Below are 25,870 nucleotides of genomic sequence, written 5' to 3' on the forward strand. Positions count from 1 at the left end.
AATGAGTCAGAACGTATACCAATTTATCGACCTGCAACGTGTTGATCCGCCGAAGAAGGCGCTGAAGATCCGCAAAATCGAGTTTGTTGAAATTTACGAACCGTTTTCCGAAGGCCAGGCCAAAGCGCAGGCGGATCGCTGCCTCTCCTGCGGCAACCCGTACTGCGAGTGGAAGTGTCCGGTACATAACTACATCCCGAACTGGCTGAAGCTGGCGAACGAAGGACGTATTTTCGAAGCGGCGGAGTTGTCTCACCAGACCAACACGCTGCCGGAAGTGTGCGGCCGCGTCTGCCCGCAGGATCGTTTGTGCGAGGGCTCCTGTACGCTCAACGACGAGTTCGGCGCAGTGACTATCGGCAACATCGAGCGTTATATCAACGATAAAGCGTTCGAAATGGGCTGGCGCCCGGACATGACTGGCGTGCGTCAGACCGACAAACGCGTGGCGATTATCGGCGCGGGCCCGGCAGGGCTGGCCTGTGCCGACGTACTCACCCGTAACGGCGTGAAGGCGGTGGTCTTTGACCGTCACCCGGAAATCGGCGGTCTGCTGACGTTCGGCATCCCGGCTTTCAAGCTGGAAAAAGAGGTGATGACCCGCCGTCGTGAGATCTTCACCGGCATGGGCATTGAGTTCAAACTGAATACCGAAGTGGGTCGCGACGTGCAGCTGGACAACTTGCTGGCAGAGTACGATGCGGTGTTCCTCGGCGTTGGCACCTATCAATCAATGCGCGGCGGGCTGGAAAACGAAGATGCCGACGGCGTGTTCGATGCCCTGCCATTCCTGATTGCCAACACCAAACAGATCATGGGCTTTGGCGAAACCACTGACGAACCGTTCGTCAGTATGGAAGGCAAACGCGTCGTGGTACTGGGCGGCGGCGACACCGCGATGGACTGCGTGCGTACCTCGGTTCGCCAGGGCGCAACGCACGTCACCTGCGCCTATCGTCGTGACGAAGAGAACATGCCTGGCTCCAGACGCGAAGTAAAAAACGCGCGCGAAGAAGGGGTCGAATTCCAGTTCAACGTGCAGCCGCTGGGTGTAGAAGTGAATGCCAACGGTAAAGTAAGCGGCGTGAAGATGGTGCGTACCGAAATGGGCGCGCCGGACGCGAAAGGTCGTCGTCGTGCGGAAATCGTCGCCGGTTCCGAGCATGTGATCCCGGCTGATGCGGTGGTAATGGCGTTTGGTTTCCGCCCGCACAACATGGCGTGGCTGGCGAAACACAGCGTGGAGCTGGACTCCCAGGGGCGGATTATCGCGCCGGAAGGCAATGAAAACGCCTTCCAGACCAGCAACCCGAAAATCTTCGCCGGTGGCGACATCGTGCGCGGCTCGGATCTGGTGGTCACGGCAATTGCCGAAGGCCGTAAAGCGGCAGACGGTATCCTGAACTACCTGGAAGTGTAATACTTCTGGCTCCCCTGCCACAACCTGACGCTAATGGATGGGGAGCCAATATTTCTCTGCTAAATATATGCGAATTCGTTCTTCGAAAGCCGCTCGCAAATACGGCTGTAACTCAATGTAATACACCTCTCCTGGATTGACCGGGATATGCCTGAAGCGTATTGGTAGCGATATATTTTTCATTTCGCAACTATCGCGCCAGGGATGACATGACTGTACCAACACCACTTCAACACGCTGACGATTATCAGCAAATCCATGACGGTATTATTCGATTAGTGGACAATGCCCATACCGAGGCCGTCCGCAGTATTAATGCTTTGATGACGGCAACCTACTGGGAAATCGGCAGGAGAATTGTCGAGTTTGAACAAGGCGGCGAAGCACGAGCGGCTTATGGTATTCAACTCATTGAGCGGTTATCCGCAGATTTAAGCCAGCGCTATAAGCGTGGGTTCTCCACCGCAAACCTACGACAAATGCGCATGTTTTATCTTTATTTTCAAGATATTGAAATTCAGCAGACACTGTCTGGTGAATCTTCAAATCTCATTTACCTCGCTAAAGTTTTTCCGCTTCCCTGGTCAGCTTACGTGCGTTTACTATCGGTAAAAAATCCCGATGCCCGCACTTTTTACGAGAAAGAGACGCTACGTAACGGCTGGTCTGTGCGGCAACTCGATCGGCAAATCTCCACCCAGTTCTACGAACGGACGCTACTGTCCCATGACAAATCCGCCATGTTGCAGCAGCCTGCGCCCGCCGAGCCAACAGTCTTGCCGGAGCGAGCCATACGCGACCCGTTCATTCTGGAATTTCTTAACCTGAAGGACGAGTATTCCGAGTCGGATCTCGAAGAGGCGCTGCTCAGTCACCTGATGGACTTTATGCTGGAACTTGGTGACGATTTTGCTTTTGTCAGCCGCCAGCGCCGATTACGCATAGACGATAGCTGGTTCCGCGTCGATCTGTTGTTCTTCCATCGCCGCTTGCGTTGCCTGTTGCTCGTTGACCTGAAGGTCGGCAAATTCAGTTATGCGGATGCCGGGCAGATGAATATGTACCTGAACTATGCCAAAGAGCACTGGACAATGCCGGGAGAAAACCCGCCCGTCGGGTTGGTTTTGTGCGCAGGAAAAGGCGCGGGGGAAGCGCATTACGCGCTGAACGGCCTGCCGAATACCATCATGGCGAGCGAGTACAAAGTGCAGTTGCCTGACGAAAAACTACTGGCAGATGAGCTCATTCGTTCACAAATAGCACTGACTGCACAGCAAGTTGAATCAACTGAATAACCAATTTACTTTGCACATCAGGAAAAGCACTGCGTCACGAGCTGAATTTTCAACAACTCGACTGACGGGATTATGCACTATCGGGAGATATAAAGCGTTACACCGGATGGCTATAAACCATCCGGTATTTTCATGCCTCTAATAAGCTGGCGCGCACCTTCACCACAGCTTTCTTAATCTCCCCTGGCTCGCCAGCCATACATCCGGGCTTATGGGGTTCCCCCGGCATAAACACGGAGAACATCCCCGGTGTCAGCGTAATGGACTGCTGTTCATGGATGCGGCGGCAAAGCTGGTAATCCTCTTCATCATGCAGCTCCTCGCATTCGCGCGCTGACCCGACTACGCCGAACAGAATGCGCTCCTCACCCGTCAATAACAGCTGAATGTCGATGTACTGCACATGCAGCTCCGCTTTTTTCTCCTGCGGCGACTGCGTGGCAAACTGCATCACATTCATAAACACATCGTCGCCCTGCAATTCGTAGCGCCCGGGCGTTTTCTCCTGCGGCCTTGCCGCCAGCGCCAGGGTTAACGCATCCAGCAATACCGGATGCAGCCCGGCAGACGGTAACGACTGAATTTCTCCCATCAACATCATTTATCTCCCTGAGCTAACAACGCGGCGCCCAGTAGCCCCGCGTCATGTCGGTAATGCGCTGCGCTTAACGCCACCTGATAAACCGCCGGTTCCTGCGCCAGAAAGTGGCGTACCTGCGCCAGATATCCCTCAGCTAACCCTACGCTGCCGCCAATAACCACCTGCTGGCAATCCGTTGTCGCTTTAACATCGGCAATTAACCGCGCGACAACCTGCGCGGAGTGCTGAACCAGACGCACAGCCTGTTCGTTCCCGGCAGCCGCATGTGCAAAGACAGTTCTGGCGTCGCACCCGGCCAGGGAACCCTGCGCCGCTGCCGCAATGCCGCGTCCTGAGGCGATAGCCTCCACACAGCCGCGTCGTCCGCAACCGCAAACCGGCCCCTGCGGATCGGCCAGCGTATGCCCCAGATGCCCGGCCAGACCGCTCATCCCGGTGAGCAATCTGCCGTCGCTCACCACGCCGCCGCCAACGCCGGTCGACACAGTAATAAACACCATATCGCGGACATCAGACGCAAGGGCATGGTATTCCGCCCATGCCGCCGCCTGCGCGTCATTCACCGCCAGCGTCGGCAGACCGGTAAGATCTTCTAACGTCTGCACCAACGGAAAATGCAGCAGACCACCCAGGTTATGCGGATTTATCGCCAGTAGCGCGCCTTCTCTGATAATGCCGGTAGAGGCTATCGCCACCCGCTGCGCGGTCGTTTGCAGCGGTTCAACCAGCGCTTTTAGCGCCTCTCGCAGCGCATCCGGCGTTTTGCTGGCGGGGGTCGGCAATTCACGTCGTTCGCGGATGCGTAAATCATCATCCACCCGCGCGGCAGCCAGCTTGGTGCCGCCAATATCGATCGCCAGCGTGCTCATGACGTCGCCTTTTTCAATGCCGCGTTGTACCACTGACAAATATGTTCCAGCCGCGTAATGGCAGATCCCACTGTCACCGCCCACGCGCCGTGACGCATGGCTTCAGCGGCCTGTGCCGGCGTGTTGTAACGCCCCTCGGCAATCACCCGGCATCCGGCATCATGCAGGACTTTGACCAGCGCGAGGTCAGGTTCGTCCGGCGTGTCCGGCGTGGTGTATCCCGACAGCGTCGTGCCGATAATTTCCGCGCCACGTCGCTGACAGGCTAAGCCATCTTCCAGTGACGAGCAGTCGGTCATCGCCAGCAACTGGTGCTGATGAATACGCGCCAGCAGCGCATCGACGGTCGCCGGACGTACGCGGTCAGTACCGTCAACCGCAATAATATCCGCCCCGGCCTGTGCCAGCGCATCCACATCCTCAAGGAATGGCGTGATGCGAACCGGGGAGTCGTCAAGGTCACGCTTGAGAATACCGATAATCGGTACGGAGACCAGCGCACGGGTCGCCCGCAAATTGTCCACGCCTTCAATGCGTAGCGCGACGGCTCCAGCCTGCTCCGCCGCCAGCGCCATCGCAGCCACGATGTCCGGTTTATCGAGCGGGCTGCCAGGAACCGGCTGGCAGGAGACAATCAACCCGCCATTGGCGGCAATGTTTTTATCCAGTTGTTCAAGTAACGACATATCCACTTCCTTACGCAGGTCGCCCGGCAAACTGGCCGGGCAAACCTCATCAGCTTTTGGTTTTTACAAAGGCGCTTTTGTCGCCGCCAAACGGCACGGCCCCGCTGAACGGTTTTCCGTCGATAGCATCATGCATACGCAATGCTTCAGGACGCAGCCATCGCTGTACGCGGGACGGCATATCCAGCCCAATCAACAGGATCACCACAAAGGTCAGGCTGAAGGAGAGCGATCCCAGCGCGGTGCCCAGATCCAGACGCTGTGCGATCAGCGCCCCGAGGATAGGGGCCAGCGCGCCGCCCAGTGCGCCGACGTTATAGGTAAAGCCCAGACCTGCCGCTCGTTGGTCGGTATCAAAATAACCGCCAATGAGTTTCGGTAAGATCCCGGAGATCCCCTGCCCCAGCATCTGCTGGAAAAACAGTAGCAGACCCAGTACCCAGACGTTTGCGCCGCCAATCGCAAATACCGGAATGATCAGCACCTGGGAAGCCAGCAAACTGCAAACGTAGGCTTTACGCGTACCCAGCCAGTCGCCGAGGAAACCGCCCACGCAGCAGCCGACTGCCGCCCCAAAGCCGCTAAAGAAAAGCACCTGCGCAACGGTGTGAGGATCGTAAGCCAGTTCAGTTTTCAGATACGTTGGCAGCAGCGCCTGAATCGGCCATGAATAGAGGAAAGCAAAGAGCACCACGATCATCAGCATCACGCCCGTTGGCCAGCGCTTGCCGCTGCTTTGCACCATAAAACTGATGAAGATAACGGCGCACAGTAACCCTAACACCGCCACAATCGCCGCGTTTTGCAGGTCGCCCGCAAAGCAGAACCACAGCGCGGTTGCGGCGGCGATCGTCATCAGCACATTGACGACGCGATGTTCGCCCCGGTAGAGAATATCCACCATCGTGCGCACCGGCGCTTTGCCTTCGTGTTTCTCTTTCCAGTCTTCCGCTTCAGGGATGTTTTTACGCAGCCAGAGCGCGAAAATGATCGGCAGAATGCCAATGAAGAACAGCGCGCGCCAGCCCCAGACCGGAACCACCAGGCTGTAAACCTGCGCCGCCACGACCGCCCCGACGGAGAAACCGGAAATCAGGAATCCACTGGCTTTATTACGTAAGTGCTTCGGCCAGCTTTCAATGACATAGGTGGCGCTGGAGCCATATTCGCCCGCCATTCCCATACCGATCACCAGACGGGCGATAAACATGGTGGTATAGCCGGGCGCAAAACCGCAGGCCAGCGTCCCCATAGAGAAAAGAATGATACTGGTGACCATCGCCAGACGTCGGCCATAGCGGTCACCCATTGCGCCTAACATCAGCCCGCCAAACCAGCGGGAAATAAACGCCGCCGAGATCAGGCTGGCCGCCTGAACCGTCGTTAACCCAAACTCGCCCTGCACTTCCGTCAGAACAAGAGCAATCAACACAAAATCAAAACCATCAAGCAAATATCCCAGCCAGGCGGCGGAAAATGCCCGCCACTGCGCCCGGTTGAGATGGCGATACCACGGGATATTCTGGGTAGAAGTACTCATTTTTCATTCTCCCGACGATTTTTATTGTCGCTTTGCCGGATGGCGGCTTCGCCTCGCCTTACCCGGCCTACGTTTCATATTTTGTAGGCCGGATAAGCGTTAGCGCTATCCGGCAACCGGTCAACCGCGTTCCTGCATTAACTGCTGCGCCAGCGCTTTCAGTTCAGGCAGATACTTCTCATCAACCGGCGAAAACGGCTTACGGCACAGCGGTACGGAGACCACGTCCATGTAGTGCAGCACCGTTTTCAGCCCACGGAACACGCCGGTTTTAATGAGCAGATCGATGACCTTATTGCACTCGGTTTGCAGATGCTGCGCTTTCGCTACATCGCCTTCCTGCAAGGCCTTAACAATCCCCTGATAACGCCAGCCCATAATGTTGTAAGTGCTGCCGATTCCCCCGTCTGCGCCTGCCAGCAGACCGGAAGCGAAGATTTCGTCATAACCGTTGTAGAGCACCAGATCAGGATGCGCACGGCGGATCTGCTCCATCTGATAGAGATCGCCGGAGGTTTGTTTCAGCGCGCCAACGCCGGGCAGCGTGACCAGCGTGTTGATTTGCTCCAGCGTCAGCTTCACGCCGCTCAGCGCAGGAATGTTGTACACCACCATTGGTAATCCTTCAGCGGAATCGATAATGGCGCGGTAGTGATCGCAATGCTCTTCAAAGCTAAACGGATAATAAAACGGCGTCACGGCGGAAACGGCATCAAAACCGTAACGATGCGCCGCGCTGGCCAGTTGCTGGCTCTCTTCGGTACTGACCGTACCGACATGGGCAATCAGCGTCACCTTGCCCTTCGCCTCTTCCGCCACAATTTCCAGGACCTGCTCTCTTTCTGCGCGGCTCTGAACGAACGCTTCCCCGGTCGAGCCACCGACGTACAGCCCATCAATGCCCTGCGCAATGTTGAAACGCACCAGACGGCGCAGGCTCTCAATATCCAGTTTCTGCTGGTTATCAAAAGGAGTTAACAACGCTGGCATTACGCCTCGTAAATCTTTTGCCATAACGACCTCTGTCGATGATTAGTGTTATCTGACTACATACCTTTATACCTGTTATACCAGATCAAATAAGCAGCACCCCAGTACAGAACGCACAGAGTGCGATCTACTTCACTAAACGATCGTCAGGATCGCGATCGCTAACGCAATTTTTTCTTTTGATCGAAGGCGTGCCAGGTGGCGGATACGCTATTGAGGTGGGTTTGCAGCGCGCGGTCAGCTTCATCTGGATCGCGCCGACGAATGGCATCGACAATAGCGATATGCTCTTGATAGCTCACGCTATTATGCTCATGTAACTCCTGCCCGGAAACCGCAGGACGCGCAGCGATCAGCCAGTCCAGCAGCGCGACATGAATCGCCATGAAGATCGGATTGCCGGGGATTTCCGCCAGCACGCGGTGAAACTCGACGTCGGAACGAATGAAGAGCGCGTTATCGTCCAGCGACTGGCTGTTGATCTCCAGGGCTTTCGCCAGCAGATCAATTTGCTCATCCGTCGCGTGTTCCGCCGCATAGCGCACAAGGCTTGATTCAAAGAACAGGCGCAGTTGCTCAAAGTGGGCGATACCGCCGGGGTGCGAGAGGAAATCTTTCGCCATGCCGGAAAGTTCGCTGATGATGGTATCAGCAGAAGGCCGCGACACGCGGGCGCGTTCGCCGTTATTGATTTGCACCAGACCTTTACGCTTGAGCGCGGCAAGCGCTTCACGCACCGACGGGCGGCCCACGTTGAAGAAGGTCATCAACTCCCGCTCAGACGGCAGCTGCTCCCCTTCGCCGAATTCACCGCGACGAATCATCTGCTCCAGTTCTTCTTCTACCATTTCCGACAGTTTTTTACGCGCCAGCGGACGGCTGCGCAAACTACGGCCGATGGTTGGCGGAGAATTTTCTGCTTGCGAATCAAATGCGTTCATAGCGTCCATTATGTAAATCGTCGAGGAAAACAGCAACTAGGGCCATCCTATCACAGGATCGAAAGTGGGGTGAAATCGTGGCAGGCGTGAAAAAAAACAGGCCCTCAGGGCCTGTCTGTCTTGGTTACTTCACTACGCGTAATGCGGGTCGACCACCACGCGGCGGCGGCGGATCGTCATCAGGATTGTTGTCATCGTCATGATCGGGCTTATCACCATCAATCACGGACATGACCGTTTCGCTCTCCGCGCCCGGCGTTACATCGTCATCATTTAAGCTGGCGACGTCTTCATCGTAAGCGGCTTCAGGTTCAAACATTGTGCCTGCGCCGTTTTCACGCGCATAGATCGCCAGTACCGCAGCCAGCGGTACGGAGACCTGGCGTGGGACGCCGCCAAAGCGCGCGTTGAAACGCACTTCGTCGTTGGCCAACTCCAGATTGCCAACCGCACGGGGAGCAATGTTCAGAACAATTTGCCCGTCGCGCGCATATTCCATAGGGACATGCACGCCAGGCAGCGTCACATCCACCACCAGGTGCGGCGTGAGCTGGTTATCCAGCAACCATTCATAGAATGCACGCAGCAAATATGGACGGCGTGGGGATAGCTGTGACAAATCCATACTGATTAACCCCGACCGAGGCGCATTTCACGTTCAGCTTCAGTTAAAGAAGCGAGGAACGAGTCACGTTCAAAGACGCGGGTCATATAGCCTTTCAGCTCTTTAGCGCCCGCACCGCTGAACTCAATACCCAGTTGCGGCAAACGCCACAGCAGCGGCGCCAGATAGCAATCAACCAGGCTGAACTCATCGCTCAGGAAATACGGTTTTTGACCAAACACAGGCGCGATCGCCTGCAACTCTTCACGCAGTTGTTTACGCGCAACGTCAGCTTCAGAAGCGGACCCGTTCACGATGACGTTCATCAGCGTGTACCAGTCTTTTTCGATACGGTGCATGTACAGGCGGCTTTCGCCACGCGCAACCGGGTAAACCGGCATCAGCGGCGGATGAGGGAAACGCTCATCCAGGTATTCCATAATGATGCGAGATTCCCACAGGGTCAGCTCACGATCCACCAGGGTCGGTACGCTCTGACTCGGGTTGAGGTCAATCAGATCCTGAGGTGGGTTATCCTTCTCCACATGCTCGATCTCGAAACTAACACCTTTCTCCGCCAGCACAATGCGGACCTGATGGCTATAGATGTCAGTAGGACCAGAAAACAGCGTCATTACCGAACGTTTGTTGGCAGCGACAGCCATGAAAACCTCCAGGTATATTCAGAATTTTTACTGCTACCAGCCACCGCGTGGCCAGCCAGAAGTTATGTCACCCGCCTGCGGAAAAGTCATTATTGTTCAAAAAGCAAACAAAAAATGAACAATACCCGTTATTTGGGCAGAAAATTGGATGATAGTTTACCAGATTTTGTGACCTTTGTGGTGAGTCGATTCTGGAAATGGGGAAAAAGAGGTGGCAATCAGAGGATTACTTTGGACACACGCGCATTTTTTCCATAAAAAAACCCGCCGAAGCGGGTTTTTTCGCCAATGGTAATCTGCCGGAGCAGAAACCCATTAACGTTTGGAGAACTGCGGACGACGACGTGCTTTACGCAGACCGACTTTCTTACGTTCAACCTGACGAGCGTCACGAGTAACGAAGCCAGCTTTACGCAGTTCAGAACGCAGAGACTCGTCGTACTCCATCAGAGCGCGGGTGATACCGTGACGGATCGCACCAGCCTGACCAGAGATACCACCACCTTTAACAGTGATGTACAGATCCAGTTTCTCAACCATGTCGACCAGTTCCAGCGGCTGACGAACTACCATGCGGGCAGTTTCACGACCGAAGTACTGTTCCAGAGAACGTTGGTTGATAACGATTTTGCCGTTGCCCGGTTTGATGAACACGCGAGCTGCGGAACTTTTGCGGCGACCAGTGCCGTAGTATTGATTTTCAGCCATTGCCTATAATCCCGATTAGATGTCAAGAACTTGCGGTTGCTGTGCCGCGTGGTTGTGCTCGTTGCCAGCGTAAACTTTCAGTTTACGGAACATAGCACGACCCAGCGGGCCTTTTGGCAGCATGCCTTTAACCGCGATTTCAATCACACGCTCAGGACGGCGAGCAATCATCTCTTCAAAGGTCGCTTGTTTGATACCACCGATGTGACCGGTGTGGTGATAGTACACTTTGTCAGTACGCTTGTTGCCGGTTACAGCAACTTTGTCAGCGTTCAGAACGATGATGTAATCACCGGTATCGACGTGCGGAGTGTATTCCGCTTTGTGCTTACCGCGCAGGCGAAGAGCCAGTTCAGTAGCCAGACGGCCCAGAGTTTTACCGGTCGCGTCAACAACGTACCAGTCGCGTTTTACGGTTTCTGGTTTAGCTGTAAAAGTTTTCATTAAAAGCTTACCCAATAGATAGTTACACGTTGGTGAACACCCAAACGTTTTCAATTGTTGAGGTTCACACGACAAAGTCCGGCAAACCTACCCCTTCGAATAGCCAATGCCAGCACACAAAAAGTTTTGGGAAAAAAACTTTCTTGTAACGTGGGGTCGCAGGATTATAGAGAAGTCAGGGGCAAAGATCGACCCCTTTTTGTGATTTGCAATGGGTTTTGTGCGGGGCATTTCTGCCGGTCTGATAAGCGAAGCGCCACCAGGCAACCTGCGCCGGATGGCGGAGAAACGCCTTATCCGGCCTACGGCATATGCGAACGTTTCAGATACTCCTCGCTCTGCATCTCCTGCAAACGCGACAAACAGCGCTGGAACTCAAACTTCAGGCGTTCGCCCTGATAGATCTCATATAAAGGCGCGTCGGCGCTCACCACCAGCTTCACATGGCGCTCGTAGAATTCATCCACCAGCGCGATAAAACGGCGCGCTTCGCTTTCCATCAGCGGCGTCATGACCGGCACATCAAACAGTAGAACCGTGTGGAACAGGCGCGACAGCGCAATATAGTCATGCTGGCTGCGAGCGTCCACGCATAAGGTGATGAAGGAAACCGCCAGCGTCTGGTTTTCCACCCCCATCGTCGGTAACGGACGATGATTCACCTCCAGCGTTGGCGCATTCTCACGTTTCGCACCGGCCAGCGCCAGCCAGAGTTTATCCATCTGTTGCTGCGTTTCGTTATTACGCGGCGAAAGCCACAGATGCGCCTGCGTCAGCGTGCGCAGACGATAATCCACCCCGGCATCCACATTCATGATGTCGCAATGCGCTTTGATAGCGTCGATAGCCGGAAGGAAGCGGGTACGTTGCAGGCCATTGCGGTACAGCTCATCCGGCGGGATGTTCGAGGTCGCCACCAGGGTAATGCCGCGGGCAAACAGCGCTTTCATTAAGCCGCCAAGCAGCATCGCGTCGGTGATGTCGGAAACAAAAAACTCATCAAAGCAGAGCACATCCGTTTCGGCTTTGAAACGATCGGCAATAATCTCCAGCGGGTCGGTCTGCCCCTGTAGCGCCGTTAGCTCCTCATGCACACGCAGCATAAAGCGGTGGAAATGCAGACGCTGTTTCCGCTCGCCCGGCAGACTATGATAGAAGAGATCCATCAGCCAGGTTTTCCCTCGCCCGACCCCACCCCACATATACAGACCACGCACCGGCGCATTCGCTGACGGTTCACGTTTGCCAAGCAGTTTACCGAAACGGGCCATCAGTCCGCCGGTTTGCGGCGCCGGAGGCGTTTTGGCGATCAGCGCCTGGTAAATCGACTCCAGTCGGTTGACCGCATCTTTTTGCACGTCGTCGGGTTGATGGCTGCCATCGTTGAGGGCCTGAAGGTAACGCGATGTGGGGGAAATGCTTTGCATGATGTTATTGTTATTCCTTGAAAATCGATGTGCCGACGTTCACGGCTGACGAAAAAAAGGCCGTTCTACATTACGTGATATAAACACGGGATTCCACTTCTACGGGATTAGCGGTTATAGTGGCATAATCAGGCGCAGGCATGGAGCCTAAAGCCAACACCCTACGGAAACAAAAGACAACGGGAGATGTTCATGACCTGGGAATATGCGCTAATTGGGTTAGTCGTCGGTATCATCATTGGTGCCGTAGCCATGCGTTTTGGTAATCGTAAATTACGCCAACAGCAGGCATTGCAGTACGAACTGGAAAAGAATAAAGCTGAGCTGGAAGAGTATCGTGAAGAGCTGGTCAGCCACTTTGCCCGCAGCGCCGAGCTGCTGGATACCATGGCGCATGATTATCGTCAGCTGTATCAGCACATGGCGAAAAGCTCCAGTAGCCTGCTGCCGGAACTGTCTGCGGAATCGAACCCGTTCCGTAACCGTCTGGCGGAGTCTGAAGCCAGTAACGATCAGGCGCCGGTCCAGATGCCGCGTGACTATTCCGAAGGCGCTTCCGGCCTGCTGCGTAGTGGCGCAAAACGCGACTAATCGCACATCGTTAAGAAATTTTTCGGGCGCAGCGATTGCGCCCGTCTCTTCTCTCCTGTCCCAGCTATTATTTAGTCATTAACCTCATTGTTACCAGGCCGAAAATTCAATAACATCAAACTGTTTTGAATCGTCTTTCCGTTCACTCAAGGTACGAGAGCAGGCTCCATGAAAAAACAAACCCCGTTGTTAAGTGCATTAGCGTTAAGTGTCGGGTTAACGCTCTCGGCACCGTTTCAGGCCGTCGCATCGATACCCGCGCAGATTCCCGGTCAGGCGGCGCTCCCCAGTCTCGCGCCAATGCTGGAAAAAGTGCTGCCGGCCGTGATTAGCGTGAAGGTTGAGGGAACCGCGACCCAAAGCCAGAAGGTTCCAGAAGAGTTTAAAAAGTTTTTTGGCGACGAGTTGCCTGATCAACCCTCTCAGCCGTTCGAAGGGCTGGGGTCGGGCGTCATCATTGACGCCGCCAAAGGCTACGTTCTGACCAATAACCATGTCATTAATCAGGCACAGAAGATCAGCGTTCAGTTAAATGACGGACGCGAGTTTGACGCTAAACTGATCGGCAGCGACGACCAGAGCGACATCGCGCTGCTGCAAATCCAGAACGCCAGCAACCTGACGCAAATCGCCATCGCCGACTCCGACAAACTGCGCGTCGGCGACTTTGCCGTCGCGGTAGGCAACCCGTTTGGTCTGGGGCAAACCGCCACCTCCGGCATTGTCTCCGCGCTTGGCCGGAGCGGGCTGAATCTGGAAGGGCTGGAAAACTTTATTCAGACCGACGCCTCGATTAACCGCGGCAACTCCGGCGGCGCGCTGCTGAATCTCAACGGCGAGCTGATCGGCATCAACACCGCTATTCTGGCACCTGGCGGCGGTAGCATCGGCATTGGGTTTGCGATTCCGAGTAATATGGCGCGCACGCTGGCGCAACAGCTGATTCAGTTTGGTGAAATTAAACGCGGCCTGCTGGGAATTAAAGGCATGGAATTGACCGCCGATATCGCCAAAGCCTTCAAGCTGGATGTACAGCGCGGGGCGTTCATCAGCGAAGTGCTCCCGGGTTCAGGTTCCGCGAAAGCGGGTGTGAAATCCGGCGACGTGATCACCAGTCTCAACGGCAAGCCGCTGAGCAGCTTTGCCGAACTGCGCTCACGCATCGCAACGACGGAACCCGGCACGAAAGTGAAGCTCGGTCTGTTACGCGACGGCAAACCGCTGGAAGTCGAAGTCACCCTCGACACCAGCACGTCATCCTCCGCCAGCGCGGAGATGATCGCCCCGGCATTGCAGGGCGCAACGCTGAGCGATGGTCAGTTAAAAGACGGCAATAAAGGCATCAAAATTGATAACGTTGAAAAAAGCAGTCCCGCCGCCCAGGCCGGTTTGCACAAAGATGACGTGATCATTAGCGTTAACCGCGATCGCGTGCACTCGATTGCGGAAATGCGCAAAGTGCTGGAAGCGAAACCGTCGATTATTGCGCTACAGGTCGTACGCGGTAACGAGAACATTTACCTGCTCCTGCGTTAAGTCATCGTTAACCGGACATCAGCCCCGCGTGCGATGTCCGGTTAACTCGTGGTATGCTGCTGCCGTTCCCTTTTTTAATGACGCCTCCATCATGTTTGTGAAGATCTTACGTTCGGTCGCAATTGGTCTTATTGTGGGTGCCATTCTGTTGGCGGCCATGCCCTCGCTGCGCAAAATAAATACCCTGACCACACCGCAATTCGACAGCGCGGATGAGACGCCAGCCAGCTATAATTCGGCGGTTCGCCGCGCCGCGCCTGCCGTCGTCAACGTTTATAACCGCAGTATGAACAGCACCACGCATAATCAGCTTGAGATCCGCACGCTGGGATCGGGCGTGATCATGGATCAGCGCGGTTACATCATCACCAATAAGCATGTGATCAACGATGCGGATCAGATCATCGTCGCCCTACAGGATGGACGCGTGTTTGAAGCGCTGCTGGTTGGTTCGGATACGCTGACGGATCTGGCGGTGTTAAAGATTAATGCCACAGGCGGTCTGCCGACGATCCCGATCAACACGAAACGCTCACCGCATATTGGTGATGTGGTTCTGGCCATCGGCAACCCGTATAACCTGGGGCAGACCATTACTCAGGGGATCATCAGCGCCACCGGGCGTATCGGTCTGAACCCGACCGGACGACAAAACTTCCTGCAAACGGACGCCTCCATCAACCACGGTAACTCCGGCGGAGCGCTGGTTAACTCGCTGGGCGAACTGATGGGTATTAACACCCTGTCATTTGATAAGAGTAACGACGGCGAGACGCCGGAAGGGATCGGTTTTGCAATCCCGTTCCAGTTAGCGACCAAGATTATGGATAAGCTGATCCGCGATGGTCGCGTGATTCGCGGTTATATCGGCATCGGTGGGCGAGAAATCGCGCCGCTGCATGCGCAGGGCGCCGGGATGGATCAAATCCAGGGGATTGTGGTCAATGAAGTGTCGCCGGACGGCCCGGCTGCGCAGGCGGGTATTCAGGTCAATGATGTGATCATTTCAGTCAACAACAAACCTGCTGTTTCCGCTCTGGAGACCATGGATCAGGTTGCTGAAATACGTCCAGGTTCGGTGATCCCGGTGATTGTGATGCGTGACGATAAAAAGCTGACGCTCCAGGTCACCATTCAGGAATACCCGGCGACAAATTAACGTAATAAAAAAACCGGAGTCATCTCCGGTTTTTTACTGTGTCTCGGTTAACTTGTAGGCCGGATAAGGTGTTTACACCGCCATCCGGCCTGCACAAAAGCGCTTACTTGTTAACGAACTCTTCGCCCAGGGCGATATCTTTTTTCAGCGTATCCAGCATACCTTCCAGCGCATTCTGTTCAAACGCGCTCAGTTTGCCGATAGACTTGCGCTCTTCCACGCCGTTTTTACCCAGCAGCAGCGGCTGAGAGAAGAAGCGCGCATACTGGCCGTCACCTTCAACGTAGGCACATTCCACCACGTCCTTCTCGCCTTGCAGCGCGCGCACCAGAGAAAGACCAAAGCGCGCAGCAGCCTGACCCATAGACAGGGTTGCCGATCCGCCGCCAGCCTTCGCTTCAACCACTTCCGTACCCGCATTCTGGATACGTTTGGTCAGGTCAGCCACTTCCTGCTCGGTGAAGCTGACACCCGGGATCTGCGACAGCAGCGGCAGAATGGTCACGCCAGAGTGACCGCCGATAACCGGAACTTCAACGTCGGTCGGCAGTTTGCCTTTCAGTTCCGCGACAAAGGTGTTGGAGCGGATGATGTCCAGCGTGGTCACGCCAAACAGTTTGTTCTTGTCGTAAACGCCTGCTTTTTTCAGCACTTCAGCAGCGATAGCGACGGTAGTGTTCACCGGGTTGGTGATGATGCCCACACAGGCTTTCGGACAGGTCGTTGCGATCTGTTGTACCAGGTTCTTCACGATACCTGCGTTAACGTTAAACAGGTCGGAACGATCCATACCCGGTTTACGCGCCACGCCAGCCGAGATCAGTACGACGTCTGCGCCTTCAAGCGCCGGGGTCGCGTCTTCGCCGGAGAAACCTTTGATTTTTACTGCTGTAGGGATATGGCTCAAGTCAACGGCCACACCTGGGGTCACTGGAGCGATGTCGTACAGGGAGAGTTCTGAACCTGAAGGCAGTTGGGTTTTTAACAGTAGTGCAAGCGCCTGGCCGATACCGCCGGCAGCGCCGAGGACTGCGACTTTCATCCTAAACTCCTTATTATATTGATAAGCTAAGTGTTTGTTGCTCCGCGGCGGCGACCATAATTCACAAATCCAATGAATACAACCACCACGCGTCAAGAATGCGTAGTCATGCAAATTTGGCTTTTATGCATTTAACTTACGTAATAGAAAAGCTAATTTACGTAATTCAAAAGCGCCTGAACCACAGAACAACTTTCCAACAGGTGCTGACAATATACTCTACTGCCCCTCCAAAACAACATCAATTTGATAACATTTAATTTACTTTTAAGCTTATTTGCGCGCCGTGACGCAGGCATGTTTCTTGATAACGGAATTTGATAGAATTCCGCTCTTTCATAACATTATTTCAGCCTCCGGTGAGGCAGACTGTTTGCATAAAAATTCATCTGTATGCATAATAATGTTGTTTCCATCCTCATATTACGGGTGACTTATGCGAAGCTCGGCTAAACAAGAAGAATTAGTCAAGGCGTTCAAAGCGCTACTCAAAGAAGAAAAATTCAGTTCACAGGGCGAAATCGTCCTCGCGTTACAGGATCAGGGCTTTGATAACATCAACCAGTCCAAGGTCTCGCGCATGCTGACCAAGTTCGGCGCGGTGCGTACCCGCAACGCAAAAATGGAGATGGTCTACTGTCTCCCGGCTGAGCTAGGCGTGCCAACCACCTCCAGCCCTTTAAAGAATCTGGTGTTAGATATCGACTACAACGATGCTGTTGTGGTGATCCATACCAGTCCTGGCGCCGCACAGCTGATCGCGCGTCTGCTGGACTCGCTGGGGAAAGCGGAAGGCATCCTCGGGACCATTGCCGGTGACGACACCATTTTCACCACTCCCGCGAATGGCTTTACGGTGAAAGATCTGTACGAAGCCATTCTGGAACTGTTCGAACAAGAGCTGTAATCCCTTCTCCCCGTCGTTAAGCGCGACGGGGAAAAAACCTGCCGCCACCTCTTCCGCCGTCATTTTTCACTGTCTGTCACTTAACAAATAGTGCGTTTAACCGTCAAAAATCATTTACATGGTGAATGTGCATTGGAAAAAACGCACAAATTGCAAAATTTCATATCCTTATGATTTTATTGAATTTAATATTAACAACATGCTTTTTAACACGTTTTTAATTCCATACGGTTATAAAAAAACAAATCATTAACGCACAATAACCCATGAAACCATTAGCGTGGTATTAATTAATCGCGTGATTAGTGTATACTTGATTTTGTGATGAGGGTCACGAAACACAGACCCTAATAAAAGAATTCGACGAGGTAAAAATCATGAAAATCAAAACTACTGTTGCAGCATTAAGCGTTCTGTCCGTTCTCTCTTTTGGCGCATTCGCAGCCGAATCCATCAACGCAGAACAAGCGCAAGGCCGTCAGGCTATCGGCTCTGTTTCCGTAAGCGCTATCGGTTCTTCCCCGATGGATATGCATGAAATGCTGAACAAAAAAGCAGAAGCAAACGGCGCATCCGCCTATCAGATTACTGAAGCACGTAGCGGCGACAACTGGCACGCTACGGCAGAACTTTACAAATAAACCCTCGTCGTCTAGTCCGACGACTTGCCCCCGACTGCCGGGGGCTTTTTTATGTTTGTCATCACGAATGGCGAACATTAAACCGCAGCTGTCCTTCCAGTTCCTCTTCTGCTTCATCAAACAGCAAAATCAGCGCGCCGTAGCGCCTGCGCAGTTTTTCCGGCAGATGAACAAACTCAATCTCCAGCGGCAATGGCAGCACCTCGCTCATAAGAGCATCCCATAGAGAATCAAGATCGCCGACTTTCTCTCTGGCAAGGCCAAACATCCGCGTAAACTCGCGGTAAAAATCGTTCTGGTCTTCTATTTCATCAAAATCAAAGGTATAGATGTTCATAGCCAGCCACCACCCCCGACGCAGTCACATTACAGGCCGCCGATGTGCAGGGTCTTCACTTCCAGAAACTCTTCAAGCCCCAGCACCGATCCTTCACGTCCCAGACCCGACTCTTTCACCCCGCCAAATGGCCCCAGCTCGGTTGATACGGCGCATTCATTAATCCCAATCATGCCGCTTTCAATCGCCTGGGAAACACGGAATACGCGTTGTAAATTTTGCGTGTAGAAGTAAGCCGCCAGGCCAAACGGCGTATTGTTGGCGCGCTGAATGACCTCTTCTTCACTGGTAAAACGAAAGCAGGCCGCGACCGGCCCGAAGGTCTCTTCACTGGCCAGTTTCATCCCATCGCTACAGTCGCCCAGTACAGTGGGCTGCCAGAAATTCCCGCCTAACGAATGCGCTTTAGCGCCTGCCAGTACCTTCGCCCCTTTTGCGATAGCGTCCTCAACGTGCTCACGCACTTTATCGACGGCCGCCGGTTCAATCAGCGGGCCGACGATCACGCCCTCCTCCAGACCATTTCCGACCTTCAGTTTTTGTACGGCATCCGCCAGCTTGCGGGTAAATTCGTCATAGACCGACTCATGGATATAGAAACGGTTAACGCTGACGCACACCTGCCCCGCGTTGCGGAATTTATTGGCGATCGCCCCCTGTACCGCAGCGTCAATATCCGCATCGTCAAACACGATATACGGCGCATTGCCCCCCAGTTCCATCGAGACTTTCTTCATCGTGTCAGCCGCGTTACGCACCAGCGTTTTCCCCACGGCGGTCGATCCGGTAAAGGAGATTTTGCGCACTTCGTGGCTGGCCATAATGGCGTCGCTGATCTCTGGGGTATTGCCCGCGACGGCGTTCAGCACGCCGTCAGGTACGCCAGCTTTCTTCGCCAGCGTCAGCAAGGCGAATGCGCTAAGCGGCGTGTTATTCGCCGGTTTAATGACCCCCGTACAGCCTGCCGCCAGCGCCGGGCCTAATTTACGGGTCAACATTGCCATCGGGAAGTTCCACGGCGTAATCGCCGCCACGACGCCAATCGGTTCACGAGTGGCAAAGATCCGCGATCCGGGTTTGATCGGCGGGATTATTTCGCCATTTGCCCGCTTCGCCTGTTCAGCAAACCACTGGATGAAACTGGCGGCGTACTCCACTTCGCCTTCCGCCTCTTTCAACGGCTTCCCCTGCTCAGTGGTCATCAGACGGCCCAGCCAGGATTTATGCTCAATGATCAGTTCATACCAGCGATACAGAATGGCCGAGCGCTCTTTTGCCGTTTTGGCCCGCCAGGCAGGGAAGGCTTTTGCCGCCGCCGCAATCGCCTCTTCGGTCTCTTTTTTACCGGCTTTGGCAACCGCGGCTATCGTTTCACCGGTTGCCGGATTAAGAACATCAAAGGTGTTATCCAGCGTTTTCCAAAGTCCATCAACCAGATATCCCGTCTGAAAAAGTTCGTTGTCCTGGAGCGTTTGCATGGTTCTTTCTCCTCCTGATGTCATGTTTTCCGCACGTCAGATAAGTATAGCCACAAAAAAACCGACGCTTTTGGCGTCGGCTCCTGAGTGTTAGTTATCCGTCAAGGCGTGCTGATATTTGTGCAACATGCCGGATAGCCGTTTTACCGGCTCCGTCACCCGCGGCGGCGCTTCCCAGACTCGCAATTTTTCCTGATAGACATCAAGCTCATCCAGCAGTTGTCCAAAGTAGCGCCGACGCTTATCGTCATTTCCGGCTGAAATCACATGATCGGCCGTACGCCGGAGCTGGCGGTGAAAAGCAGATAAATCATGATTGACCGGGATGGGCGCATCACGCAGACGTTGGTGCGCAATGATCATCGTCAGCGCCAGACGAAACTTCGGCAGGTCGCCCGGGAATTTGTTCATTAACAAGAACAACTGCTGATACAGCGCCGGAAGGTGGTTCTCTTTACGGCGCACAACGTTGGTGGTCATCGCAGACACCGCTGCGGAAACGAACTGGTTAAGCAGCACACGTCCGGTTCTGTCGCGTGAATTATCACGAACTAACAGAATGACGATAAACGCCATCATGCACCCCACAATCTGCCCGAGCGCGCTGTCAAGGAACTGGCTGAAGTGGAAGGTCATCGGGTTGTCCAGCACGATGATGTTAATGGTACTGGCCAGCGCCCCCATCGAACCCAACCGCCGTTTCTGGACTTCGATCCCGAGGAAGAATCCCAGCACCGCCAGGCTCAGACACAGCAGCAACATGCTTTGCTGCGTATTCGGGATGATCACTAAAAAATAGAGCAGACCCAACGGCAGCGCCGCCAGCGTCCCGTAAATAAAGTCGATTGCGACCATGCGCGGGTTGGGTAAGCGCATCGCCAGCGACGTGACGACCGCAATCATCACCATCGCGCCGCTTCCCGACGTCCAGCCCGTCCACAGCCAGAATAAGGTGCCCAGCACACAGGACAGCGTGGTACGCCAGAAGTTAACCATCGCGTGATGGCGCTCGGCAGATTCCACCTTCACGACGGGCTCGCCCTGCAACACTTCCTCTTCCGTCACGCTGATTTTGGCGTTGCCAATCACGCCGCGCTTTAGCAGCAGATAGCGCGTCGCCGCACCGGCCCAGGTGTAAAGGGTTACGGGCGTTTCACGTTCGCCGGTCCAGGCGATGATGCGGCGCATCCGCTTAAGCTGTTTATGTACGTCCTGCGCGGTTTCGACGGGCGTTTCGAACAGCTCGCGGAAAGTGTCGGTGATCAACTCCGGGTGAGTGTTCTGAATCAGGTATGTTTCACAGGACTGGGTGATCAGCGTCAACGAGAGCGTATTCAGCGCTTTCAGGCGGCGGTTGGCGCGCCCCCAGCGCGATGACTCCATATTGAGATTGCTGCGCATACCTTCCAGCGCCGCCGTCCGCCGCACCAGATCGCCCCAGGCTTTGTCCACTTCCTCACTGTCGCCGTGCTTAATACACAGCTGCATCAGCTGGTATTGCGCCACCAGCAGGCCGTCGACTTCACGATCCACTTCCTGTTTCACTGAACGCGGCGAAAAGAGCAGATCCGCCATAATAGCGCAGACGATACCAATCACGATCTCGCTGCAACGTTCAACCGCGAACTGCGGCGTCAGTAGTGGCTCCGCCTGAATGGTAATGACGATGATCAGCGCCGTATACCCGGACAGCCCCCATGCATAGGAGTTTTCAACCCGTACCAGCGAGGAGATCCAGGTACAAAATCCCGCCCAGATACAGCACACCAGAATCATTAATAACGGCGCGCGAATCATGGTGATGATAATGGTCAGCGCGGCGATACAGCCAATAAATGTCCCGATGATACGCAGCATCCCGCGATAGCGAATCGCGCCGGAATAGGGTTCCCCACCGGCGGCGAATGCCGGGCCTGCGGCGACAATCGCGGCGGTCAGCACCGCCCAGCGCGGCGTCTCAAGCTGAAAGTGAAAGCCAACGAACAGCGCCAGGACGATGGCGCATGCCAGTTTTACCGCAAAGCGGATATGCTGGTTGGCAATGGAGAAGATACCCATGGTGATTAACCAAACTCGCGCAGACGGTGCGCCATTTTACGGAAGAAGGAGTCCTGCGTTTCATCACGATCCTGCTTGCCGGTAATCACAACGGTTGCGGTTGTCCCGGCAGGCCACAGGTTGTCCTGCTGATCGTCCAGACGGATACGTACCGGAACACGCTGCGCCAGACGTACCCACTCCAGATTGGAGTCGATGGTCGCCATCCCTTTGGCGTCACGCGTGCTGCTGGCGTTAGTGACCCCAGCCGCCACGCTGTCAACGGTGCCTTTCAACACTTTGTTACTGCCAAGCGGCGTTATCTCTGCGCGATAGCCTGGACGGACGCCTTCCAGTTTGGTCTCTTCCATATAGGCCAGCACGTAGAAAGAGTGCTGTTTCACCAACGCAACCGCCGTTGAGCCACGGGTAATAAACTCGCCGGTGTAGACGTTCAGGTTGGTGACCCAACCGTCAGCAGGGGCGCGAATCACGGTACGTTCGAGGTCTAATTTTGCCAGATCGCGCGTCGCCTGCGCTTTGGCAAGCTGATGTAATACGGTTTGCAGAACGTTATTGGCCTGATCGATCTCTTCACGCGACATCGCCTGGACGCCAAGGCGGTTACGGCGGCCAGCCTCCTGACGTTTTTCCTGTGCCAGCACCTGGTAGTAGGCAACATCAGCTTCCGCTTCTTCGAGGGCTTTTTTATAGCGCGGCTGATCGATGGTGAACAGTATCTGGTCTTTCTTCACCAGCTGGTTATCATGCACACTCACGTTGGTGATAAGGCCCGCGACGTCTGGCGCAATGGCAACCACGTCGGCGCTGAAGCGCGCGTCACGCGTCCACGGCGACTCGGTGTAATAGACCCAGGCACGGAAAATTGCGATGAAGGCCAGAATGACCAGTACGAGCGTGATGGCCGTACGAGAGAGTTTTCTTGTTAGTGTTTTCACTTCTACCTCAAACGAACAAGCGCGATATTAAATAGAACAGGCAGCAATACAGCGCGGTATTAAACAGAGCCGGATGCCAGACGAAGTCATAAATGCCGGTTGGAACCAGCATCCGGCGCACCAGCCAGAAAATCGCCAGTGACAAAAGCAATTCGAAAAATATCGGTGGGAAGGAGAGACCAAACACCACGATAACGGGAAACAGACTCATGTTGACCTTGATTTATAAAGAGAGTGCAGGCGATACAGTTTTCAGCCAATGCCACCGCAGGGAAGGGCGTGGAAAACCAGGCGAGAGCGGCATAGCGGTTATTTGAATAATAATATATTAACGTAACTGTTATGCTGTTATCTATAATATGTGATCTAAATCACTTTTAAGCCAGAGTGAATAATGGAAAGATTAAAACGCATGTCGGTGTTCGCCAAAGTCGTTGAATTTGGCTCCTTTACCGCCGCTGCCAGACAGCTACAAATGAGCGTTTCCTCTATCAGCCAGACCGTGGCAAAACTGGAAGATGAGCTACAGGTTAAGCTGCTAAACCGCAGTACGCGCAGCATTGGGCTGACCGAGGCCGGTAAAATTTATTATCAGGGTTGCCGTCGGATGCTGCACGAAGTGCAGGATGTCCATGAGCAGCTTTATGCCTTCAACAACACGCCTATCGGCACCTTGCGAATTGGTTGTTCTTCAACCATGGCACAAAATGTCCTCGCCGGGTTAACGGCCAAAATGCTGAAAGAGTACCCTGGCCTGACGGTTAACCTGGTGACCGGCATCCCGGCGCCGGACCTGATCGCTGATGGTCTGGACGTGGTGATCCGCGTCGGTGCGTTGCAGGACTCCAGCCTGTTTTCACGCCGTCTGGGGGCAATGCCGATGGTGGTGTGCGCCGCCAAAAGTTATCTCGCGCAATTTGGCGTACCGGAAAAACCCGCCGACCTCAGCAATCACTCATGGCTGGAATACAGCGTGCGCCCGGATAACGAGTTTGAGTTGATTGCGCCGGAAGGGATCTCCACCCGGCTGATCCCACAAGGGCGCTTCGTCACCAACGATCCGATGACGCTCAGCCGCTGGCTGACCGCAGGCGCCGGGATCGCCTACGTTCCGCTGATGTGGGTGATCAATGAGATCAACAGCGGAGAGCTGGAGATCCTGCTGCCCCGCTACCAGTCCGATCCACGCCCGGTTTACGCGCTGTATACCGAAAAAGATAAGTTGCCGCTGAAGGTGCAGGTGGTGATTAACTATCTGACAGACTATTTTGTCGATGTCGCGCAGTTATTTCAGGGAATGTACGGTCGAGGGAAAGAGAAGTGATCAACGGCCCGACTACAGAACAGGCAGGCCGGATAAGGCGTTCACGCCGCACCCGGCAAAATGCCCGATAACGTAACGGCGTATCGGGCCTACAAAACGACTTTACGCGGTGCCGCCCACGGTCAGGTTATCCACTTTTAACGTCGGCTGGCCCACGCCTACCGGCAGACTCTGCCCTTCTTTACCGCAGACGCCAACGCCGTTATCCAGTTTCAGATCGTTCCCGACCATAGAGATCTGCTGCATCGCTTCGATACCAGAACCAATTAGCGTCGCCCCTTTCACGGGTTTCGTCACCTTACCGTTTTCGATCAGGTACGCTTCTGAAGTCGAGAACACAAACTTCCCGGAGGTGATATCCACCTGCCCGCCGCCAAAGTTAGGCGCATAGATACCGTATTCCACAGACTCGATAATCTCTTGCGGCGTGGATTTCCCGGCCAGCATATAGGTGTTGGTCATACGCGGCATCGGCAGATGCGCATATGATTCACGACGTCCGTTACCGGTCGGTGAAACGCCCATCAGACGCGCGTTGAGTTTATCCTGCATGTACCCTTTCAGGATGCCGTTTTCAATCAACACGTTGTACTGGCCCGGCGTACCTTCATCATCAATGGCGACCGAACCACGGCGATCGGCGATCGTGCCGTCATCAACCACGGTACACAGTTCAGACGCGACCAGTTCACCGATATGACCGCTGAACACCGACGTACCGCGACGATTGAAATCCCCTTCCAGTCCGTGGCCTACCGCTTCGTGCAGCAGCACACCAGGCCAGCCCGCGCCCAGCACAACGGGTAATGTTCCCGCCGGAGCGGCAACCGCCGACAGATTCACCAGCGCCATGCGCACCGCCTCTTTCGCCCAGGCATCGGCGCGTACTTCACCGTCCAAATCGCCTAAGAAAAAGTCATAACCAAAACGACCGCCGCCGCCGCTGGAGCCACGCTCGCGTTTACCGTCTTCCTCTACCTGTACGCTGACAGACAGACGCACCAGCGGGCGCACATCCGCCGCCAGCGTACCGTCGGTCGCCGCCACCAGAATCAGCTCATACACACCGGTCAGGCTGGCCGTCACTTCCTGTACGCGCTTGTCGGCTTCACGCGCCGCCTTGTCCACGCGACGCAGAATGTCGAGTTTCTCTTCGCGGCTCATGCTCTGTAGCGGGTCAATAGCGGTATAAAGCATCGGGTGCTCTACCGCGCCCAGTGTTTTTACTTTGCCGTCGCCGCTGTCGCGCACGATGGTACGCGCGGCCTGCGCGCTCTGCTCCAGCGCTTGCAGGCTGATCTGATCGGCATAGGCAAACCCTGTTTTTTCACCATTGATAGCGCGCACGCCAACGCCCTGATCGATGTTGTAAGAACCATCTTTGATGATGCGATCTTCTAAAACCCAGGATTCGTGATAGCTCGACTGAAAATAGAGATCGCCGTAATCGAGACGGCGTTCGGCCAGTTGGCCCAGAATGGCAAACAAATCCTGATGGTTCAGGCCGTTCGCCGCTAGCAATTGTTCACTTACCAGGTTCAGACTCATCGTTTTGCTACTCGTTAGTTACTGTTGTAGGCCTGATAAGACGCGCCTGCGTCGCCATCAGGCGCTTCAATACCGGACTGCGGTAGAAGTTATGTAGGCCGGATAAGCGCAGCGCCATCCG

The 25,870-nt window shown here is 54.7% G+C and carries 26 protein-coding genes; 8 read left to right on the forward strand and 18 right to left on the reverse strand.

All coding sequences use genetic code 11. The features are described from left to right. The first annotated feature begins 1 nt into the window (after position 1). Both gltD and OGV50_RS10095 read left to right on the forward strand, forming a co-directional pair. Positions 2-1,420, forward strand: coding sequence for a glutamate synthase subunit GltD (gene gltD / locus OGV50_RS10090; protein ID WP_071257730.1), 1,419 nt, complete (start codon positions 2-4; stop codon positions 1,418-1,420). Between the two features lie 209 nt (positions 1,421-1,629). After that, positions 1,630-2,715 (forward strand): PDDEXK nuclease domain-containing protein, encoded by a 1,086-nt coding sequence (locus OGV50_RS10095; protein ID WP_200092964.1) that lies wholly within the window; start codon positions 1,630-1,632, stop codon positions 2,713-2,715. Positions 2,716-2,845: 130 nt separating this feature from the next. Here OGV50_RS10095 and nanQ read toward each other — a convergent pair whose 3' ends face one another. From nanQ to zapE, 11 genes are all read right to left on the reverse strand, one after another. After that, the gene (gene nanQ / locus OGV50_RS10100) at positions 2,846-3,313 is read right to left on the reverse strand and encodes an N-acetylneuraminate anomerase (RefSeq protein WP_142502781.1); all 468 of its coding nucleotides are present in this window, start codon (positions 3,311-3,313) and stop codon (positions 2,846-2,848) included. After that, complete coding sequence (gene nanK, locus OGV50_RS10105; protein ID WP_130028153.1) at positions 3,313-4,185, reverse strand: N-acetylmannosamine kinase; 873 nt, start codon at positions 4,183-4,185, stop codon at positions 3,313-3,315. The genes nanQ and nanK overlap by 1 nt, the downstream gene beginning before the upstream one ends. Further along, positions 4,182-4,871, reverse strand: a complete 690-nt coding sequence (locus OGV50_RS10110; RefSeq protein WP_049012039.1) for an N-acetylmannosamine-6-phosphate 2-epimerase — start codon at positions 4,869-4,871, stop codon at positions 4,182-4,184. The genes nanK and OGV50_RS10110 overlap by 4 nt, the downstream gene beginning before the upstream one ends. 49 nt (positions 4,872-4,920) lie before the next feature. Next, positions 4,921-6,411 carry a sialic acid transporter NanT gene (gene nanT, locus OGV50_RS10115; protein WP_012135356.1) on the reverse strand — a complete coding sequence of 497 codons (1,491 nt, stop codon included), beginning with the start codon at positions 6,409-6,411 and terminating at the stop codon, positions 4,921-4,923. A gap of 120 nt (positions 6,412-6,531) precedes the next feature. Further along, positions 6,532-7,425, reverse strand: a complete 894-nt coding sequence (gene nanA / locus OGV50_RS10120) for an N-acetylneuraminate lyase (RefSeq protein ID WP_200092966.1) — start codon at positions 7,423-7,425, stop codon at positions 6,532-6,534. A gap of 137 nt (positions 7,426-7,562) precedes the next feature. Next, complete coding sequence (gene nanR / locus OGV50_RS10125; protein WP_012135359.1) at positions 7,563-8,351, reverse strand: transcriptional regulator NanR; 789 nt, start codon at positions 8,349-8,351, stop codon at positions 7,563-7,565. 115 nt (positions 8,352-8,466) lie between these two features. Beyond that, positions 8,467-8,967, reverse strand: coding sequence for a ClpXP protease specificity-enhancing factor (sspB, locus tag OGV50_RS10130; protein WP_012135360.1), 501 nt, complete (start codon positions 8,965-8,967; stop codon positions 8,467-8,469). 5 nt (positions 8,968-8,972) lie between these two features. Then, positions 8,973-9,611 (reverse strand): stringent starvation protein SspA, encoded by a 639-nt coding sequence (sspA, locus tag OGV50_RS10135; RefSeq protein ID WP_012135361.1) that lies wholly within the window; start codon positions 9,609-9,611, stop codon positions 8,973-8,975. Positions 9,612-9,926: 315 nt separating this feature from the next. Next, positions 9,927-10,319, reverse strand: coding sequence for a 30S ribosomal protein S9 (rpsI, locus tag OGV50_RS10140; RefSeq protein ID WP_000829818.1), 393 nt, complete (start codon positions 10,317-10,319; stop codon positions 9,927-9,929). Between the two features lie 15 nt (positions 10,320-10,334). Beyond that, positions 10,335-10,763: a 50S ribosomal protein L13 gene (rplM, locus tag OGV50_RS10145; protein WP_000847556.1), complete on the reverse strand. Its 429-nt coding sequence runs from the start codon at positions 10,761-10,763 to the stop codon at positions 10,335-10,337. Positions 10,764-11,065: 302 nt separating this feature from the next. Next, positions 11,066-12,190: a cell division protein ZapE gene (zapE, locus tag OGV50_RS10150; RefSeq protein WP_049010584.1), complete on the reverse strand. Its 1,125-nt coding sequence runs from the start codon at positions 12,188-12,190 to the stop codon at positions 11,066-11,068. Between the two features lie 192 nt (positions 12,191-12,382). Here zapE and zapG point away from each other — a divergent pair, with 192 nt between their 5' ends. The 3 genes from zapG to degS all read left to right on the forward strand — a co-directional run bounded on the left by zapG (position 12,383) and on the right by degS (position 15,476). Next, complete coding sequence (gene zapG, locus OGV50_RS10155; RefSeq protein WP_042292056.1) at positions 12,383-12,781, forward strand: Z-ring associated protein ZapG; 399 nt, start codon at positions 12,383-12,385, stop codon at positions 12,779-12,781. A gap of 168 nt (positions 12,782-12,949) precedes the next feature. Then, on the forward strand, positions 12,950-14,317 hold the full coding sequence (gene degQ / locus OGV50_RS10160) for a serine endoprotease DegQ (RefSeq protein ID WP_058668160.1): 1,368 nt from the start codon (positions 12,950-12,952) through the stop codon (positions 14,315-14,317). 91 nt (positions 14,318-14,408) lie between these two features. Continuing rightward, a complete protein-coding gene (gene degS, locus OGV50_RS10165; RefSeq protein WP_012135367.1) occupies positions 14,409-15,476 on the forward strand; it encodes an outer membrane-stress sensor serine endopeptidase DegS in 1,068 nt (355 codons plus the stop codon). Positions 15,477-15,579: 103 nt separating this feature from the next. Here the strand turns inward: degS and mdh are convergent, their stop codons facing one another. After that, positions 15,580-16,518 carry a malate dehydrogenase gene (gene mdh, locus OGV50_RS10170; protein WP_012135368.1) on the reverse strand — a complete coding sequence of 313 codons (939 nt, stop codon included), beginning with the start codon at positions 16,516-16,518 and terminating at the stop codon, positions 15,580-15,582. Positions 16,519-16,954: 436 nt separating this feature from the next. On the opposite strand from mdh, the gene argR reads away from it, so the two are divergent. Together argR and yhcN are read left to right on the forward strand one after the other, a co-directional pair. Further along, positions 16,955-17,425: a transcriptional regulator ArgR gene (gene argR / locus OGV50_RS10175; RefSeq protein WP_012135369.1), complete on the forward strand. Its 471-nt coding sequence runs from the start codon at positions 16,955-16,957 to the stop codon at positions 17,423-17,425. A gap of 377 nt (positions 17,426-17,802) precedes the next feature. Beyond that, the gene (gene yhcN, locus OGV50_RS10180) at positions 17,803-18,066 is read left to right on the forward strand and encodes a peroxide/acid stress response protein YhcN (RefSeq protein ID WP_012135371.1); all 264 of its coding nucleotides are present in this window, start codon (positions 17,803-17,805) and stop codon (positions 18,064-18,066) included. 61 nt (positions 18,067-18,127) lie between these two features. Here yhcN and OGV50_RS10185 read toward each other — a convergent pair whose 3' ends face one another. The 5 genes from OGV50_RS10185 to aaeX form a co-directional block, all read right to left on the reverse strand. Beyond that, positions 18,128-18,403, reverse strand: coding sequence for a barstar family protein (locus OGV50_RS10185; protein WP_012135372.1), 276 nt, complete (start codon positions 18,401-18,403; stop codon positions 18,128-18,130). 29 nt (positions 18,404-18,432) lie between these two features. Continuing rightward, the gene (locus OGV50_RS10190; protein WP_115625961.1) at positions 18,433-19,881 is read right to left on the reverse strand and encodes an NAD-dependent succinate-semialdehyde dehydrogenase; all 1,449 of its coding nucleotides are present in this window, start codon (positions 19,879-19,881) and stop codon (positions 18,433-18,435) included. A gap of 90 nt (positions 19,882-19,971) precedes the next feature. Beyond that, positions 19,972-21,939, reverse strand: coding sequence for a p-hydroxybenzoic acid efflux pump subunit AaeB (gene aaeB / locus OGV50_RS10195; RefSeq protein ID WP_012135374.1), 1,968 nt, complete (start codon positions 21,937-21,939; stop codon positions 19,972-19,974). Between the two features lie 5 nt (positions 21,940-21,944). Then, positions 21,945-22,877, reverse strand: a complete 933-nt coding sequence (gene aaeA / locus OGV50_RS10200; protein ID WP_012135375.1) for a p-hydroxybenzoic acid efflux pump subunit AaeA — start codon at positions 22,875-22,877, stop codon at positions 21,945-21,947. A 7-nt stretch (positions 22,878-22,884) separates the two neighbouring features. Continuing rightward, entirely contained in the window at positions 22,885-23,088 is a 204-nt protein-coding gene (aaeX, locus tag OGV50_RS10205; protein ID WP_000051840.1) for a p-hydroxybenzoic acid efflux pump operon protein AaeX, read from the reverse strand. A gap of 183 nt (positions 23,089-23,271) precedes the next feature. On the opposite strand from aaeX, the gene aaeR reads away from it, so the two are divergent. Continuing rightward, the gene (gene aaeR / locus OGV50_RS10210; RefSeq protein ID WP_049010571.1) at positions 23,272-24,201 is read left to right on the forward strand and encodes an HTH-type transcriptional activator AaeR; all 930 of its coding nucleotides are present in this window, start codon (positions 23,272-23,274) and stop codon (positions 24,199-24,201) included. Between the two features lie 102 nt (positions 24,202-24,303). On the opposite strand, the gene tldD is transcribed toward aaeR, so the two are convergent. Next, positions 24,304-25,749 (reverse strand): metalloprotease TldD, encoded by a 1,446-nt coding sequence (gene tldD / locus OGV50_RS10215; protein ID WP_012135378.1) that lies wholly within the window; start codon positions 25,747-25,749, stop codon positions 24,304-24,306. Between the last annotated feature and the right edge of the window lie 121 nt (positions 25,750-25,870).

Origin of the sequence: Citrobacter sp. CK180 (assembly GCF_030333655.1) — a bacterium.
GTDB classification, from domain to species: domain Bacteria; phylum Pseudomonadota; class Gammaproteobacteria; order Enterobacterales; family Enterobacteriaceae; genus Citrobacter_B; species Citrobacter_B koseri.

What these genes read in the sequence shown, in the direction of transcription:
- gltD (WP_071257730.1), top strand. Translation starts at nt 2, where the DNA reads ATGAGTCAGAACGTATACCAATTTATCGACCTGCAACGTGTTGATCCG.
- OGV50_RS10095 (WP_200092964.1), top strand. Translation starts at nt 1,630, where the DNA reads ATGACTGTACCAACACCACTTCAACACGCTGACGATTATCAGCAAATC.
- nanQ (WP_142502781.1), bottom strand. Translation starts at nt 3,313, where the DNA reads ATGTTGATGGGAGAAATTCAGTCGTTACCGTCTGCCGGGCTGCATCCG.
- nanK (WP_130028153.1), bottom strand. Translation starts at nt 4,185, where the DNA reads ATGAGCACGCTGGCGATCGATATTGGCGGCACCAAGCTGGCTGCCGCG.
- OGV50_RS10110 (WP_049012039.1), bottom strand. Translation starts at nt 4,871, where the DNA reads ATGTCGTTACTTGAACAACTGGATAAAAACATTGCCGCCAATGGCGGG.
- nanT (WP_012135356.1), bottom strand. Translation starts at nt 6,411, where the DNA reads ATGAGTACTTCTACCCAGAATATCCCGTGGTATCGCCATCTCAACCGG.
- nanA (WP_200092966.1), bottom strand. Translation starts at nt 7,425, where the DNA reads ATGGCAAAAGATTTACGAGGCGTAATGCCAGCGTTGTTAACTCCTTTT.
- nanR (WP_012135359.1), bottom strand. Translation starts at nt 8,351, where the DNA reads ATGGACGCTATGAACGCATTTGATTCGCAAGCAGAAAATTCTCCGCCA.
- sspB (WP_012135360.1), bottom strand. Translation starts at nt 8,967, where the DNA reads ATGGATTTGTCACAGCTATCCCCACGCCGTCCATATTTGCTGCGTGCA.
- sspA (WP_012135361.1), bottom strand. Translation starts at nt 9,611, where the DNA reads ATGGCTGTCGCTGCCAACAAACGTTCGGTAATGACGCTGTTTTCTGGT.
- rpsI (WP_000829818.1), bottom strand. Translation starts at nt 10,319, where the DNA reads ATGGCTGAAAATCAATACTACGGCACTGGTCGCCGCAAAAGTTCCGCA.
- rplM (WP_000847556.1), bottom strand. Translation starts at nt 10,763, where the DNA reads ATGAAAACTTTTACAGCTAAACCAGAAACCGTAAAACGCGACTGGTAC.
- zapE (WP_049010584.1), bottom strand. Translation starts at nt 12,190, where the DNA reads ATGCAAAGCATTTCCCCCACATCGCGTTACCTTCAGGCCCTCAACGAT.
- zapG (WP_042292056.1), top strand. Translation starts at nt 12,383, where the DNA reads ATGACCTGGGAATATGCGCTAATTGGGTTAGTCGTCGGTATCATCATT.
- degQ (WP_058668160.1), top strand. Translation starts at nt 12,950, where the DNA reads ATGAAAAAACAAACCCCGTTGTTAAGTGCATTAGCGTTAAGTGTCGGG.
- degS (WP_012135367.1), top strand. Translation starts at nt 14,409, where the DNA reads ATGTTTGTGAAGATCTTACGTTCGGTCGCAATTGGTCTTATTGTGGGT.
- mdh (WP_012135368.1), bottom strand. Translation starts at nt 16,518, where the DNA reads ATGAAAGTCGCAGTCCTCGGCGCTGCCGGCGGTATCGGCCAGGCGCTT.
- argR (WP_012135369.1), top strand. Translation starts at nt 16,955, where the DNA reads ATGCGAAGCTCGGCTAAACAAGAAGAATTAGTCAAGGCGTTCAAAGCG.
- yhcN (WP_012135371.1), top strand. Translation starts at nt 17,803, where the DNA reads ATGAAAATCAAAACTACTGTTGCAGCATTAAGCGTTCTGTCCGTTCTC.
- OGV50_RS10185 (WP_012135372.1), bottom strand. Translation starts at nt 18,403, where the DNA reads ATGAACATCTATACCTTTGATTTTGATGAAATAGAAGACCAGAACGAT.
- OGV50_RS10190 (WP_115625961.1), bottom strand. Translation starts at nt 19,881, where the DNA reads ATGCAAACGCTCCAGGACAACGAACTTTTTCAGACGGGATATCTGGTT.
- aaeB (WP_012135374.1), bottom strand. Translation starts at nt 21,939, where the DNA reads ATGGGTATCTTCTCCATTGCCAACCAGCATATCCGCTTTGCGGTAAAA.
- aaeX (WP_000051840.1), bottom strand. Translation starts at nt 23,088, where the DNA reads ATGAGTCTGTTTCCCGTTATCGTGGTGTTTGGTCTCTCCTTCCCACCG.
- aaeR (WP_049010571.1), top strand. Translation starts at nt 23,272, where the DNA reads ATGGAAAGATTAAAACGCATGTCGGTGTTCGCCAAAGTCGTTGAATTT.
- tldD (WP_012135378.1), bottom strand. Translation starts at nt 25,749, where the DNA reads ATGAGTCTGAACCTGGTAAGTGAACAATTGCTAGCGGCGAACGGCCTG.